The organism is Nocardiopsis aegyptia (genome assembly GCF_013410755.1).
Taxonomy (GTDB): Bacteria; Actinomycetota; Actinomycetes; order Streptosporangiales; family Streptosporangiaceae; genus Nocardiopsis; species Nocardiopsis aegyptia.
Map to the genome: position 1 here is coordinate 3,005,899 of NZ_JACCFS010000001.1, position 14,927 is coordinate 3,020,825.

13 protein-coding genes are annotated in these 14,927 nt (G+C 69.3%); 3 read left to right on the top strand and 10 right to left on the bottom strand.

The features are described from left to right. Positions 1–50: 50 nt before the first annotated feature. Positions 51–764 carry a GntR family transcriptional regulator gene (locus HNR10_RS13555; protein WP_246406206.1) on the bottom strand — a complete coding sequence of 238 codons (714 nt, stop codon included), beginning with the start codon at positions 762–764 and terminating at the stop codon, positions 51–53. Positions 765–899: 135 nt separating this feature from the next. Here HNR10_RS13555 and HNR10_RS13560 point away from each other — a divergent pair, with 135 nt between their 5' ends. Together HNR10_RS13560 and HNR10_RS13565 are read left to right on the top strand one after the other, a co-directional pair. After that, positions 900–1,436, top strand: a complete 537-nt coding sequence (locus tag HNR10_RS13560; protein ID WP_179823684.1) for a GNAT family N-acetyltransferase — start codon at positions 900–902, stop codon at positions 1,434–1,436. Positions 1,437–1,534: 98 nt separating this feature from the next. Next, positions 1,535–2,488, top strand: coding sequence for a TAXI family TRAP transporter solute-binding subunit (locus HNR10_RS13565; RefSeq protein ID WP_179823686.1), 954 nt, complete (start codon positions 1,535–1,537; stop codon positions 2,486–2,488). 45 nt (positions 2,489–2,533) lie between these two features. On the opposite strand, the gene HNR10_RS13570 is transcribed toward HNR10_RS13565, so the two are convergent. The 3 genes from HNR10_RS13570 to HNR10_RS13580 are packed head-to-tail and all read right to left on the bottom strand — an operon-like array spanning position 2,534 to position 5,100. Then, positions 2,534–4,075: a sensor histidine kinase gene (locus HNR10_RS13570; protein WP_312889249.1), complete on the bottom strand. Its 1,542-nt coding sequence runs from the start codon at positions 4,073–4,075 to the stop codon at positions 2,534–2,536. Further along, positions 4,072–4,755 (bottom strand): response regulator transcription factor, encoded by a 684-nt coding sequence (locus HNR10_RS13575; RefSeq protein WP_179823688.1) that lies wholly within the window; start codon positions 4,753–4,755, stop codon positions 4,072–4,074. Before HNR10_RS13575 ends, HNR10_RS13570 begins: the two co-directional genes overlap by 4 nt. Positions 4,756–4,767: 12 nt before the next feature. After that, positions 4,768–5,100 (bottom strand): CU044_2847 family protein, encoded by a 333-nt coding sequence (locus tag HNR10_RS13580; protein WP_179823690.1) that lies wholly within the window; start codon positions 5,098–5,100, stop codon positions 4,768–4,770. Between the two features lie 246 nt (positions 5,101–5,346). On the opposite strand from HNR10_RS13580, the gene HNR10_RS13585 reads away from it, so the two are divergent. Further along, on the top strand, positions 5,347–5,610 hold the full coding sequence (locus HNR10_RS13585; RefSeq protein ID WP_312889250.1) for a DUF397 domain-containing protein: 264 nt from the start codon (positions 5,347–5,349) through the stop codon (positions 5,608–5,610). Here the strand turns inward: HNR10_RS13585 and fxsT are convergent. The 6 genes from fxsT to HNR10_RS13615 form a co-directional block, all read right to left on the bottom strand. Then, positions 5,592–9,899: an FxSxx-COOH system tetratricopeptide repeat protein gene (fxsT, locus tag HNR10_RS13590; protein ID WP_312889252.1), complete on the bottom strand. Its 4,308-nt coding sequence runs from the start codon at positions 9,897–9,899 to the stop codon at positions 5,592–5,594. The two genes, HNR10_RS13585 and fxsT, sit on opposite strands and share 19 nt — an antisense overlap. Next, entirely contained in the window at positions 9,896–11,041 is a 1,146-nt protein-coding gene (locus HNR10_RS13595) for an ATP-binding protein (RefSeq protein ID WP_179823692.1), read from the bottom strand. The genes fxsT and HNR10_RS13595 overlap by 4 nt, the downstream gene beginning before the upstream one ends. 33 nt (positions 11,042–11,074) lie before the next feature. Beyond that, complete coding sequence (locus HNR10_RS13600; RefSeq protein WP_179823694.1) at positions 11,075–12,670, bottom strand: hypothetical protein; 1,596 nt, start codon at positions 12,668–12,670, stop codon at positions 11,075–11,077. A 2-nt stretch (positions 12,671–12,672) separates the two neighbouring features. Next, positions 12,673–13,596, bottom strand: coding sequence for a trypsin-like peptidase domain-containing protein (locus tag HNR10_RS13605; protein WP_312889253.1), 924 nt, complete (start codon positions 13,594–13,596; stop codon positions 12,673–12,675). A gap of 213 nt (positions 13,597–13,809) precedes the next feature. Continuing rightward, positions 13,810–14,250, bottom strand: a complete 441-nt coding sequence (locus tag HNR10_RS13610) for a DoxX family protein (RefSeq protein ID WP_179823699.1) — start codon at positions 14,248–14,250, stop codon at positions 13,810–13,812. A 183-nt stretch (positions 14,251–14,433) separates the two neighbouring features. Further along, positions 14,434–14,913: a MarR family winged helix-turn-helix transcriptional regulator gene (locus HNR10_RS13615; RefSeq protein ID WP_179829717.1), complete on the bottom strand. Its 480-nt coding sequence runs from the start codon at positions 14,911–14,913 to the stop codon at positions 14,434–14,436. Between the last annotated feature and the right edge of the window lie 14 nt (positions 14,914–14,927).

Below are 14,927 nucleotides of genomic sequence, written 5' to 3' on the forward strand. Positions count from 1 at the left end.
GCTCTCCTTCTCTCCCAGGTCAGGACCCCGGGGGCAGGGCGGCGGTCAGTTCAGAGGGTGTCGGAGTGCAGGGCCATCTGGCTGAGGGCGCGTTGGGCGCGCTCCAGGACGACCTCCATGGACGCTCCGACGTGCTCGTGCAGGGCCCGGTAGGCGGAGTCGAGTTCGCCGGCGAGCAGGTGCTCGACGATCCCGATGTGCTCGTCGATGGTGGAGGCGATCCGGTCCGCGGTGAGGAAGTCGTACATGCGCACGCGGCGGATGCGCTGGTTGACGGAGACGAGGGAGTCGGTCAGCGCGCGGTTGCCGGACGCGGTGGACAGGGCCGCGTGGAACTCCTCGTCCAGGAGGACGAAGGAGGGGTCCGGCTCCGGGGGTTCGGCGCGCAGCTTCTCCCAGCGGTCGAGTTCGCCGAGGAGGACGGCGCGGTCGTGGCGGATGGAGGGGTCCTCGATGGCGCGGGCGATACCGCGCAGTTCGAGGGCCACCCGCAGCTCGTAGAGGTCGCGCAGCTCGGGGAGGTTGGGGACGGTGACGTAGAAGCCGTTCTCGCGCCGCTCGACGAGGCCGTCGGAGTGCAGGCGGGCGAGGGCTTCGCGGACGGGCGTGCGCGAGACACCGAAGCGTTCGGCGAGCCTGACCTCGCCGAGCCGGGTGCGGGGGGTGACCCGGCCGCTGAGGACCTCCTCCCGCAGCAGGCCGTAGACCCGGTCCCGGCGGGAGGTGGCCGTCGTGTCGGAGGCCCGGCCACGACGTGTATACATCGGTGTGTCCATGACCCGAGACGCTAGGAAGCGCGTGTTTCCAGGGGCCTGTCGGTCCGTGAAGCCTGTGTTTCTCCGTGTTTCACCGTGTTAAATGGTTTGCCGCTGTTCCTCCCGTTCCGATAGGAAGCAGGGATGCTGAGAGGAACCAGGGTCGGGCTCAGGGCCCGGCACGCGGAGGACATCCCGGTTCTGCGGACCGAGCTCTACGACGACGCGGTCAACGGTTCGCGGGCCGAGGGCCGGCCGTGGCGGCCGACGACGCCCGGCCAGGAGAGCGCCCCGCTGGTCGTGGACGACACGAACCAGGGGATCGTCCCGTTCTCCGTGGTGGAGCTGGACGGCGACACGCTGGTCGGCACCGCGAACCTGTGGGGCATCGACAACCACAGCCGGTCCGCGCACATCGGCCTGGGGCTGCTGCCGTCCTGCCGAGGCCAGGGCTACGGCAGCGACGTGGTCGCCGTGCTGTGCCACTACGCGTTCGTCGTGCGCGGGCTGCACCGGGTGCAGATCGAGACGCTGGCGGACAACCACGCGATGCTGGCCGCCGCGGAGCGCAACGGCTTCGTGCGCGAGGGGGTGCTGCGCTCCTCGGCCTGGGTGCTGGGCGAGTTCCTGGACGAGGTGGTCCTCGGGCTCCTGGCCGAGGACTGGAAGGCGCAGGGCTAGGACGCGGACCGACGGCGCCCCGGGGAGCGCCGCTGGGCGCGGAGGCAGGACGCGGCCCGGCGGCCCCAGGAGTGCCGCGGCGTGCCTAAGCTGCGTCTATGCGAGTGAGTGGACCGGGTCGGCGCGCCGTCCTCCTGGGCGCGGCGGCCGCCGCGCTCGGCGGCTCCCTGGCCGGGTGCGACCGGGGCGGCATCCGCGGCCTGCCCGAACTGGTGGTGGCGACGGGACCGCCGGGCGCCGTCTACCGGCAGATCGGCGGGAAGATCGCCGAGATCCTGGACGAACGGTTCCCGGACACCGACGTGCGTGCCGTCGAGACGGGCGCCTCGCACGCGAACCTGGCCCTGCTGGCCTCCGGCGAGGCCCACCTGGGGCTGGCCGCGCTCGACTCGATACTCGACTCCGGCACGGGCGGCGACGGCGGCGACGCGCTCGTGGCGATCGGCCGCCTCTACGACGCCTTCGTGCACCTGGTCGTGCTGGTCGGCTCCCCCGTATGGCAGGTGTCCGACCTGGAGGGCCTGCGCGTCTCCGTCGGCGCGACCGACTCCGGGACGGAGTTCACGGTGGCGCAGATCGTCGCCGAGACCGGCCTGGACTTCGAGGCGGTCCGCCTCAACCAGTCCGAGTCGGCCGCGGCCCTGGCCAACGGCGAGATCGACGCGATGTTCTCGCTGACGGGGCTGCCCACGCCGGCGATCGCCGACCTCGCGGAGGAGCGCACGCTGCGGCTCGTCGACCTGGCGGACACCGCCGGCACCCTGGCCGACGCGCACCCCGACTCCTACCTGCCGGCGAACATCCCGGCCACCACGTACGAGGGCGTGCCGTCCACCCCGACCGCGGCCATTCCGAACCTGCTGCTGTGCCGCGAGGACCTGCCCCGCGACGCCGCGTACGCGGTGACCGAGACCGTGTTCACCAGCGCCGCGCGGCTGGCCGCCGGGAGTCCCGTGGCGGCGCAGATCAACGTGCGGACCGGGATCTCCACGGGCGTCGTTCCGCTCCACCCGGGCGCGGCCGACTGGTACCGGGACCACAAGCCGACCTGAGGACGTCCGGCGGCCCGGCGGGCGCCGCCCCGCTCACCGGCCCGCTCACCGCTCCGTCCCGTCATCGCCCTCGCCCTGACCGCCGCGCCCGGCCACGCCTTCGTCCTGGTCGCGCTGGTCGTGCTCGCCGTGCTGGTCGTGCTCGTCGTGCTGGTCGTGCTCGCCGTGCTCGTCGTGCTGGTCGTCCTCGCGTGCCTCGGTCCGCGGCAGGGTGATCACCACCCCGAATCCAGGGCGCTCCCCGGACCGCAGCCCCTCCTCCAGCTCCAGCCGGCCTCCCGACTGGCGGACCAGGTCGGCGACGATCGCCAGCCCCAGCCCGGTGCCCTCGGTGTTCTGGTGCCGTGAGGACCGCCAGAACCGGGCGAGCGCGGCCTCCCTCTCCTCCTCCGGCAGGCCCTCGCCGTCGTCGAGGACCATGAGCCTGGCGCTGTCCGGCCCCTCCGGCCGCAGCCGGATCTCGACCCGGGAACCGCGTGACAGCCGGATGGCGTTGCTGAACAGCTCGTCCAGGATGCTGCCCAGGCCGCCCGCGGGAGCCTGCACCCACACCCCGGCGGGGACGTCGGTCGCCACGGTGAAGCCGCGCGTGTCGCCCAGGGCGCGCCAGCGCGAGACACGGGTGTCGATCACGGCCGCGACCTCCACCGCGTCCGTGCCGGTGATGCTCTCCAGCCGCGTGGCCGCCAGCAGCGAGTTGAGCATCCGGTGCATCACCATGGTCTCGTCGACGGCGACGGCGTGCGCCTCCCTGGCCGTGTCCGTCGTCAGGTGCGGCGCGAGGTTCTCCACGGCCAGCCGCAGGCTCGCCAACGGATTGCGCAACTGGTGCGAGGCCTCGGACACGAACGACCGCTGGCGTTCGAGGGCGCCGCGCACGACCGCGACCATCGTGTTGAACGACTCCGTGAGCCGCCGCAGTTCCGGCGGGCCGCGCTCGGCGTCCACGTGCACCTCCAGGTCGCCGGAGGTCACGGCGGTGGTCGCGGCGTCCAGACGGCCGATGGGGCGCAGCACCCACCGGGACAGCGGCATGGCGGCGGCGGCCAGCAGGACGAGCGGCACCAGGCTGATGAGCGCGAGCCAGCCCCACGAGCGCAGGACGGACGCGCCCAGTCCGTCCGGGGAGACGGCGACCACGATCGCGCCCTCGACCTCGCTGTCCCTGCCGATGGGCTCGGCGACCACGAGGGCCTCGGTCGTCCACGGCCACACCGTCGCGGGCGCCCCGGGCCGCTCTCCGGCCAGCGCGAGCCGCACGGCGCTGATCTCCCCGGCCGACTCCACGATCTCCCGCAGCCGACCGGGCGGCTCGGACCCGACCACGAGCTCCTCGGCGGGCGAGACCACCGCCACGGGGGTGTCGTAGAGCTCCCGGTAGCGTGCGAGCTCCTGGGCGAGGGTGTCCTCGCGCCCGGCCTCCAGGGCCGTGCGGGCGAGCGAGGCAAAACGGCTCGCGTCGGCCAGCCGGTCGACGTACACGTCCTGCGTGCGCTGGTGCGCGATGACCGTGCCGATCGGCACCGCGACCGCTGCCACCAGCACGAACGCCACGGGCAGCAGGAGGGTGAGCAGTCGCCGGATCACGGCCGCGCCCGATCCAGGACGTAGCCGACACCGCGCACGGTCCGGATGCGCACGTCCTCGCCGATCTTGGCCCGCAGCGAGGCGACGTGCGTGTCGAGGGTCCGCGAGGACGCCTCCCACGCCGCGCCCCAGACCTGGTCGAGGATCTGGTCGCGTGCCACCACGGCGGGCGAGCGCTGGGCGAGCAGCACCAGCAGGTCGAACTCCTTGCGGGTCAGCTTGAGCGCCCGGTCCCCGACCCGTGCCTCGCGCGCGTCGACGTCCAGGGTGAGCGGCCCCACCGTCACCGGGGGCTCGCCCTCGTCGACCTCGGCGCGCGCGGAGCGCGTCCGCCGCAGGACGGCGTCGATCCGGGCCAGGAGTTCGGCCACGCCGAACGGCTTGACCACGTAGTCGTCGGCGCCGGCCCGCAGCCCGCGCACCCGCTCGCGCTCCTCGCCCCGCGCGGTGACCGCGATGATCGCGGTCTGGGGGCGCTCACGGAGCCGGCGCAGGAGGTCGATCCCGTCCAGGTCGGGCAGTCCCAGGTCGAGGAGCACGACGTCCGCGGGCGGCGCCTCCAGGGCCCGCTCGGCGGTGGCCACCCGCTGCACGTCGAAGGACGCCGACCGCAACGCCGTCACCAGCCCACGAGCGACCCGGTCATCGTCCTCGACCACGAGTATCCGCATGCCAAGCATCGTAGGCAGAGTTCACCCGCCCGTGCTCTCCACCTCCCGCTTCCACTCCATCTCTACCTGGAGGTTGCCCTCCACCGAGCTCTTGGCGATCACCGCACCGGCCTCCGACTTGAGTTTCACACCGAAGGTCACTTTGATGGTCTGGGGTTTCAAGGTGTCCCCCAGTTCTTCCAGCGTCACGGAAACCGCCTTGCGCACCGAGGCGAGTTTCTCCGTAAATGTCTCCGTGGCTTCCGCGATCCCCCCTCCACCGACCGGCACGCTGGAGTCGCCGTCCTCCACTTCGATGACCACGGTTTCCGCGTGCTCGGAGTCATCAAGTCGGAAACGCACGAGTTGCGACACTTTACTGTTCCTTCCAGAGGGTATGTGTGTATTCGGAAGAGGCCCGACGCATCAGAGCCGATCTCGTACAGGGCTGACGGAACCCGGACTGATCAGTGATGACCTCGTGATGTCCGAGAGGCGGAACTGGTGGGCAACGACCCTCGTGCCCCAAGGGAAAGGGAGCGGTCAGTGACGGAATCGGCCGAGTCGGGGTCGCCCGCAGGGCGGGGGGACGGGGGCGATAGCCCCCTCAAGGAAGAGCACGTGAGGGGGTTGGGGCACAACCAGGGCCAGTGGCGGAAGTCGAGTTACAGCCAAGCCAAAGACGCGGACTGCGTGGAAGTAGTTCTACAGGGTCGAATACGGGCGTCTGTGCGTGATTCACAGGACAGGTCCGGACCACACCTGTCACTCACACCGGCAGCGTGGTCCGACTTCCTCCTCGTGGTCGTCACTTCCACGGTCCCCTTCGCCGGTCCGCCCACATCGCCGCGGGCGGACCGGCGGGTTCAGAGCTCACCGAAGTAGATGTCAGCGTCTCCTCGGGACATCTGACCGATGCTCAGCGTCGCCGGATGCTCTGCTCCCAGCACGTCCTCATAGTCAGTCCGTACAGCCTGGAGTTCGTCGTGGTTCTGTTCACCCCTGGCCCACTTGTCGAGCATGAGGTTACGCCTGGCGAGCAACGTGACCGGATGCTTTTCCCCATGCACCTCCGTGCACCGGGCCAGCGTTTCCTCATCCCGTTCGAGGGCAGTGATCACATCACCGGCCCGAAAGTGGTCGTTGGCCAGATTGATCGCACAGGAGAGGGTGCTGAGGTGCTGCGGTCCCAACCGTTCGGTGAGAAGGGCCATCCCACGCTCGTCCAGTTCCCTCGCCTCCAGACCGCGCTCCATCCGGCGCAGGATGATCGCCTTGTTGACTTGTGACGAGACAACGTGTGTGTGGTCCTCACCAAGCAACTTGACATACTGTTCACCGGCGTCCGAGGCCAGGGCCAGCGCCTCGTCGAACCGATTCATGACGTACAGCCCGAGGGAATGCGCCAGGGCAGCATAGAGCGTGAGCGCGTCCTCCCCCTGGAGGTGACGGAACCGCCGCAGGGCAAGGCCGGACAGCTCACAGGCCTCCTCGGAGCGCCCGCACCTGCGCGCCATGTGAGCCAGGGTGACCGTCAGGCTCATGACGCGGCTGTCGTCATCACCGAAGAACTCGCTGGTCTGGTCGACGAGCGCCTGTTGCAGTTCGCGTGCCTCGTGGTAGCGCCCGGACTCCATCAACGCGTCCGAGTATCCGTCCATGCTGGCCCGGGTCTGGCTGTGGTCCGGTCCCAATACCATCTGTCGACGGTTCCAGATTCCGGCGTGCTGCTCCAGGGACTCGCGCACCCGGCCGACCAGGAGCAGGTCGAACCCGAGGAAGTGTCCTGCGGAGAGTGTCTGCGGATCGTCCTCCCCGAATTTCCGGATCCTATTCTCATAACTCGACTCCGTCACCGCCAGGGACTCGTCGAACCGACCCGCTATGCGAAGATTACGCGCGTACTCCTGTTCCGCCACGAGGTACTCGGGAGCGTCCTCCCCGACGACCTCGGCAAGGGTGCGCATGGTGGACTCGCACAGTTCACGAGCCCGGTCCAGCTCTCCCAGGCCTCGGAAGGCCTTCGACAGCTCCAGGGCCATCTGCAGAGTCACGCGCTCTCGGGGACCGAGGCGCTCCGCCCAGTGGTCGTGTGCCTTCTGACCGAACCGCAGGGCCACGTCGAACTCGTCGTTCCTGTTGGCGATCCGGCACAACTGGACGACCAGTTCGCGCACCCAGGCGTCTTCGCAGTCCCACGCCTCGGTGGTCCAGACATGCGGAAGCAGCGCCGCGTAGCGCTCCAGCGCCTCCTTCGAATCGCCCTGCGGGTCGTTGCGAGCGAGCAGCTGGTGGGCACAGTGCCTCAGTTCCTCTTTCTCCGCGTCGGTCATCGGTGCCCGAACGGCCACACCCACCAGCCGATGCAGGGACAGGGTGTTCTCGCGGTGGTCGACCTGGGCCAGGCTGAAGCGCCCGATGTCACGGATCGCCATCCCCAGTAGCGCGGGGTCCCGCAGCGCCTCACGCAACTCCGATGGCCCCTCGATGTCCCTGGCGAACTTGAAGAGGTCCCTCGGAATCGGTGCCGGGTCCATGAAGGAACACAACTGGAGCAATTGGAGTGCTCCTCTGTTGGTGACCGACAACCTGTCCAGGGACACGTTCCAGGCCGCCGCCACGGGAAGGGAGTACTCGGGGTCCACCGGTCCCAGCAGCTGGATCATCTCCGGCCCCTTGTCGGCCAATCGACGCAGATAGTCGTCGATGTCCATGCGGACCTCGTTCAGCCATACCGCGGCCTGGTTCAGCGCGAGCGGCAGGTCACCGAGCTCCTCCGCGATCCTGTCGGCCTCCTCGACCGTCAGGTGCGCCGGCCCCCGGCGCCGAAGGAGCTGGATACTCTCCGGCCTGGAGAACTTCTCCACCGAAAGGAACGTCTCCGCGCCACCGCGCGACCAACTCTGATCCCAGGACGTGATGATCACGTGCCCGTCCCCAGCGACCGGCAAGTACATGTTGAGGTCTTCCCGTGACTCCGCGTTATCGAACACCAGCAACCAGCGACTGTACCTGTGCCCCTGGCGCAGAGCCTCCAACACTCCGTGGACGACGTTGTCGCTCCAGGGCCCGGCGACCTCCAGACCGAGCCTGGCCGCGAGCTGCGTGAAGGCGTTACGAATCTGGTTCTCGTATGTCGACGGAATCCAGCAGATCAGATCATATTCGTCGGAGTAGCGATAAAGGTATTCTTTCGCCAGTTCTGTCTTTCCCACACCGGAGGTTCCGTTCAGAGTGGTCAGAACCTGGTGTTGCGCCTCGACGATCTTTGTTCTGAGCTGCGCCATGAGATCATCGCGCCCGACGAAGTTCGTGTTACGTTTGGGCACCTGGATCCAGGCCGCGTTGACAGGCCTCCCCCCGACCTCCGCGCTACCGGGCGGAACGGGCCTCGTGCGCTGGGAGTGACCTGACATCTCATTCCTTTCATTCATATCGGAGAATATGTTGTGTTTCCGTGCCGAGCTGCCCATCCCGCTGGGCCCACGCGTGACCGGTTCAGGAACATGATCCGGTGGAGAAAGAGAACCGTGGAGCGGCTCGGCCTCGGCAGCATGGGCCCCGTCTCTCCCGTGGATCTGTTGGCCTATCAGCCGCCCTCGGGGAAGCACGGACAGCGAACTCCCGATCGCGATGCTTTCCACCGCGGGAAGAACGGACTCTCCCCAGGAAGCGCTTTCCAGTGCCCCACTGGTCGGAGGGTCTCCCCCACCCCTCAATGCACGCGACAAGTTCGCGAACACCGGGTCCGCCGAAGCAAGATGGTCGGAGGCCAGTAGGAGCATGCGCCGAATCTCCGACACACTTCCGCCCATGGCGAGAAGGCGTCTCCGGACTCCAGGGAGAAAGTCCAGCGCGTGCGGGCCGGCTCCCGTTTCCACCGTGGTCGTCGCGGTTCCGATGAGGCCGCCGAAGTAGATTTCTGCGAGGACGGACGGGGACGCTTCTCCGAGGACATCCTCACAGACGGTATCGACCATCTTCGTTTGCAGGGGAACGGCGGCGAGCGCCACGGCGAGTTCGAAGGCGTCAGGAGAAGCCGTGTTCCGGAACGCGCGGACGAGCGCGGCGGGGTCAGCGGGACCTGTGGCCCCGGCTCCGCTGGGAGCGGGCGCCGCCGCGGTGACGCCCGGAAACACCGCCACCGGAGTCCAGAACTCCTCAGTCCTGCGGGCCATGGCGAAGGAAGCCCAGTCCCGGAGTGCGCCGGCCTTGAGAGAGAACACGGGAAACACGGTTCCCTCGGGGAAGGGAACACCTCGGACGCCCTCCACCAGGTACCGGTCGTTGGCGTGACCCGCCCGGGCGTTCCAGCCCGCCCGCAGACGCACCGGCACCGGATTCAGTCCGCTCCTGCGCCACAGTCTCGGGTCCAGTAGGTGAACGATCGCCGTCGCTGCCCGGTGGCCCAGGTCGATCATCCACTCGTGGAAACCGGAGTCACGCCATGCGGTGCCCAGACCGTCGGTCAAAACCAGCACGATCTGGGTGCCCCCGCGTCCCAGAGGGGCCGTGCGACGGCCATGGCCGTCGCACGGGCGGGGTGGCCCCGTCCGGGCAGAATCGAAGGTCACCCTCCGCACCCGACGAAAGGCACCGCTGGCCCCCAACAGCCGGGCGAAGGCGTCCACGACGCCCTTGTGGACCCCCATGGACGTCCCAGCGTCGACGACCAGGTTCATATCCGTGACCCGACGCTCCCCCGCCAGAGCGGCAGCGGGTGCGGCCACACCGCCGTCGGCACAGTCCTCGGCCCACCGGGAGGGTCCTTCCAACAGGGCCGAGGCCCACCCTCGGGCGCTCGCCGTCGGATCAGGGACCTCATCGGGAACGACGCCTTCCCGAAGGTGGAAGGGGTGAAGTGCGGCGAGGAGCGACTGTCGATCACCCAGTACGGCAGGTCCCGGGAGCCCTCTCCCGTCCGGGGCCCGGTCAACAGTCCGTCCATCGCCCGACGCCCTGGCCCGGTTCTCCCGCTCCCCCGACTGTGCCGCCCGTGCCATGTCCGCGCCCTCCGGATCGGCACCCTGGCCCGGATACCTCCCGCGCACGGCAGCGAGGTAGGCGGCGTCCGCGAGGTCCCTGGCGCTGGCGGTACTCGGCCCACAGAATGATTCGGGCCATCCGGACACCCGCCGCGGTCCCTGATCGTGCCTACCGTCCCGGCGGCTCACCCCCGGTCGTCCCTGAGCCTGTGCCAGAGCATGTCGGACAAGTGCCGCACCTGGTCCGGTGTAGGCACGGGTGAGGCGCTGTTCACCTCACTGACGAGCTGAATCGCGCCCAGCAACTGGTCGATGGCGAGTGGTTCCCCGTCGGCACTGCGCCGCAGGAAGTCCCGGACCAGGTTGTTGGACCCGTCAGGAGCGTATCCGCCGAAGTGCGCGGCGACGATCGCGTTGAGTTCCTCCTCGCTGGGAGGTGCGATGCGTACCGGCAGACAGTAACGGAGAAGGGATGGCGGCACATCGTGGTCACTGGCACAGGTGAGCACGACCACGGGAAAGGCGGAGCACAGGACTCTTCCCCCCTCGACGGGTGCCGTGCCGTCGGGGTCGTCGGTGCCGACATCGACCGTGTCGGCCACACCGGAGAGCCGGGCCAACTCGGGGATGCGGTAGCCGCCGCTCTCAAAGAGGTCGATCAAGTCGCTGGGAAGGTCATAGTCGCCCAGGTCGAGGTTGTCGATCAGCAGCACCCGGGGGAGCTGGTGGGGAAGGAAGGCCGTACCCAGCGGGCCGAGACGCAGGTAGCGGCCGATACCCCGCGCGCTCTCACGCAGACGTGCGGCTTCGTCCCCACCCTCCGCGTAGCGACGGTCGGTCGTACCGAGGACGCGCTGGCGGGCGTTCTCCAGGTTCAGATCATGGATCTGCGAGAGAGGATCATACTCGTAGAGGGCCGATGTGACCGTGGACCGACTGTTCACCGACCAGCGCAGAACCCGCCCGAGCCCCAGTTCACGGGAGATCTGATGGGCGAGGCTCGACTTGCCGGAGCCGGGCGGACCTGTCAGGAGCAGGGGGCGGCGCAGGAACAGGCTCGCGTTGACCTTGTCGATCAGTGCCCTACGCGCCGACCCTTCGGGGGGCGCCGTGTCCGCCATCGGCGGAGTGCCCAGTAGGCGATCGCCCTCCTTGTCCTCCGGGGGCGGAGGGAGGTGGGGCTCGCCGCGGAAGGTACGCCACGGAGGCGGTGGGGGCAGTTGTGCCGCCAGGTCCAGGTGCGGTCGTGGCCGACCGCTTCCCCGGAAGACCCACCAGTCCGGTACGCCCGGGACTGGACCGCTGTAACCCGAGCCTGCGGGTGTGGTCATGGAGAATGCCCTTCCAACCGCTCCCAACGGGGGCTACCGGATGCCGGAGACGGACAGGGGCCCGGCCTCGGGGGGCCTGAGCGGCTGCGAGTCGTGGTAGATGACGGAGACGCCGAAGCTGTCGCGGATATACCCCGGATCGCCACACCGCACGCTTTGTGTGCGCGACTCGTGCAATATCAGGGGAAAACCACGAATATGGGCAATCGGTACGACCATCTTCGCACCTGACCGCATCGCACCCAGGCCATCCGAAATCTGATGCCGGTGTCTCTCGGACCGCCAGACTACCACCGGCACACCTGCGCTCACCGCACAACTCACATCGCTCAGCCATTCTTCATGGGAGCAGGAACCGGTGGCGAAAATCGCCAGGTCATCGTCCTCAATAAGACGAATCCGCTGTTCAGCGTCCTGGTGCCCCCGACTCCCATTACCATCGTGTACATCCAGGAACCCACCCGAACCGCTCCTGCACAACCGTGTCCACTTCCGGTCACATGCCTCCAAGGCACCATTCGATTCATCCCCTCGTCGGGCGAATTCCGGCAGGCGGTAGACGACCTGGGCCCGCGCCCCCAGGCGCTGGTCGCCGACGGCGTCGCTGGGGACGACGGCCTGTTGCCACAGCTCGGCCCGCAGCTCGCTGATGAGCGCAAGGGGGATCACCCATTCGACCCGGATGCCGTCATGGAAGACCATGCGGCGGTCGCTTTCGAGACCATCCACCAGATCGCACACGTAGCGCCCGATCTCCTCGGGCGGCAGGGCGCCGGGGTGGCCGTGTTCGCGAAACTCCACAGGACCATGCGGATCGTCGCGCAGACGCGTCCAGTGCTCGACCAAGTACCGGTTCCGCCGATCGGCGTGGGTCACCCACACCACCAGCCTGGCAGGTGTTCCCGTGGACCCGTCGGCGTCCCTGTCCACCTTCTGCTCCCTGTACCGTGCCGGTACTTCCGTCGAAGCGACGACCTGCGTCTCGGTGATCGTCCCCGGCCCGCCGACCCGGGGCAGGGGCTCCAGCGTTGCGACACCGTTCCGCGCCCAGGCCCTCAGCGGGCCGGCGGCCGGACCCTCGGAGTACCGGGCCAGTGAGAAGCAGAACACGTGCAGGGGGTGGTCACCGGACAGCGGGCGCGGCAGCTCGGCGAGGTCCATGAGAGCCTCCCAGGCACTACCGGGCCTCGGGGAGTCGATCGTGTCCGATCTCCCGGCGACGAGTTCCATGTAGAGGGATTCGACGTCCTTGTATCCGACCCGGTCGAGCCACGCGCGCACCAGGCCGACCTCGCGCTCGGCGTCCTCGTACAGTGGGCCGAGGACCCCGGAGAGCGCCCGGATCTCCTCCTCCGCCAGGAGGGGCGCCGCCGTGCCACGCGCCTGGCGGACGGACAGTGACGAGTCGTCGAAAAAGTCGATCCAGCGCAGTACGCACCCCAGGCTGCCCCGCAGTTGCGCCTGCTCGACCAGGTCGCGGACGAACACGTCGATGTCCTGTCCTGTGTTGAGCCTGCGGCGAAGCTTGGTGGGGAGCCGCCCGTGCAGCTGTCTGCGGCGGTCCGGATGGGTCAGGCAGTCCACATCGCACAGGGCGGCGACGAGATCCTCCTGCAGCCTGGCGGACATCGTCAGGCTCCGGCCAGGAGCGGAGCCGCCGCCTCGTGAACTCGTCGCATGGCGGCGCTGCCCTCTTCCCAGTGCTCCAGTTGGGCCAGCACGTCGCGCAGAAGACCGTACTGCTCATGGGCGAGGACGACCAGGGCGGACGCGAATGCCTCCAGATCCTGGTCCACGCGAAGTCGCCTACGCAGACGGGGGTCCAGGCCTCGGTAGAAGGCGAGGCGACGGTCGGCATCGAGCAGCGTGTGCAGATCGGTCATCGCACGGGCGGTCTCAGCGACGGTCCGCGCAGTCGGGGTTCGGGCCGTACCGGATTCCGCGGACTGCTGGGGCGTCCACACCCGGGGTATCGCGGTCATGGGGATCATCCAGCCGACCCGACCATCCAGCGCGCTCTCGGTGACGATGCCGATCAGGGTGTCGCCGTCGCGAGGGCGGACACCGCTGCCGCTGTAGCCGCGCACGACGGTGAGGCCGACCGTGGAATCGGTGTCGATCTGGGTGAACTCGGGGTGGCTCCCACCGTCGCCCACGAGACGGCCCGTGATCCAGCGGCCGGCCGGGGAGCGGGGAAAGCCGACGAACCGGACGGCCTCGCCTGTGCGGTGGGAGGGGGCGAGGGTCGGCGGCACGGCGGGGCCCGGTCGATCGAGGCGGAGCACAGCGACGTCCCACGGCGCGGCGGTCTTGCACCACCAGCCACCCGGCACGACCGTCCCGGTCGCCGTCCACGTGCCGCCGCCGCGCGGTGCGTCCAGGTGAACCGTACTTCCGGGGCCGGCGTCAGCGACCGCAAGGTCCACGACGTGGGCACAGGTCACCGCGTGAACGGGTGAGACCTGCACCGCGGCACCGTACAAGGTGCCGTTCGCCGGATGGACGATACGCAGCTGCCAGTCGGGGGCGGCGGCGTGGAGGGCCGGAGGGTTCACGCTTCTCCCGTTCGACTCGGGGGGATTCGAACGTGAATTCTTCGGCCATCCTACCGTTCTGCACCGAAATACCAGTGCCCTCATGTTCCGTATCGACCGGATAGGCCTTTTCGTGCTTAATGTTGCGGAAGTGCCCAAAGGAATAGAGGAACCGTCGCCCGCCCGGGGCTCGGGCGGGCGACGGGGTCCGCGCGGTGTGCGGGGTCGCGGGGTTCAGGAGGCGCGGGCGGGGGCGGCCTCGGCGGTGCCGCGGGTGCGGGTGCGGCCCCAGGGCAGCAGGCTGTCCAGGGCGAGGCGCCCGCCCGCGAAGCCGAGGGCCAGGGCGGCGGCGCCCAGCACCAGCGGCAGCTCGTAGCCGCCGACGAAGGGCTGGCCGGCGTGGACGAACGCGATGGCGACGCCCATCTGCGCGGCGAGCACGAGGCCGACCGCGGGCAGGGCGAAGCCGAGGATGAGCAGCGCTCCCCCGACGATCTCCACTCCCGTACCGAGCAGGGCGCTGTACTGGGGGAAGGGGATCCCGGCGGAGCCGAAGAACCCGGCGGTGCCCTCGAGGTCGGCGGCCTTCTCCAGGCCGTGCAGGACGAAGGTGACGCCGACGACGATCCTGGCGAGCAGGGTCGTGACGTCGCTGATCCGTGACCGGTCGGCCATCGTGGTCTCCATTCCGTGAGCGGGTGTCCCGGTCGGTCCAAAGTTGAGACCGCAATCATTTCCCAGGAAGGTACATACTAGGGCGTACGCCACGGATACTCAGCGTGTCCCTCGCCACGATGGGATTCCCCGCCCAGGCGGACCGCGCAGACGGCGCCGCACAGGCGGCCTCGCGCCTCGGCCTCAGGCACTCCAGGGCGTGCTGGACTCCGAGCCCAGCGCGCCGAGCATGGCCGCGGAGATCTCCCGCAGCCGTTCGACCTGTTCGTCCGTGAGCGGGTCGAACACCACCCGCCGCACCTCGTCCACGTGCCCGGGCGCCGCCTCGCGCAGGGCCTCCAGGCCGGCCTCGGTCAGCGCGGCGATCGTGGTCCGCCGGTCGCCCGGGCGCTTGTACCGCCGGACCAGCCCGTCGGACTCCATCCGCGAGACCGCGTGTGAGAGGCGGCTCGGTGAGGACAGCAGCCGCTCCGCCAGCGCGGTCATCGTCATCTCGCGGTCCGGCGCCTCCGACAGCACCACGAGCGCGTGGAAGTAGGCGTGCGGCAGCCCCGAGTCCCGCCTGAGCTGCCGGTCCAGCGCGCTCTCCATCAGACGGACGGCGGCCATGAAGGTGCGCCAGGCCTCCTGCTCGTCGTCACTGAGCCACCTCGTGTCGGCCATCGGGCCCGGCCCCT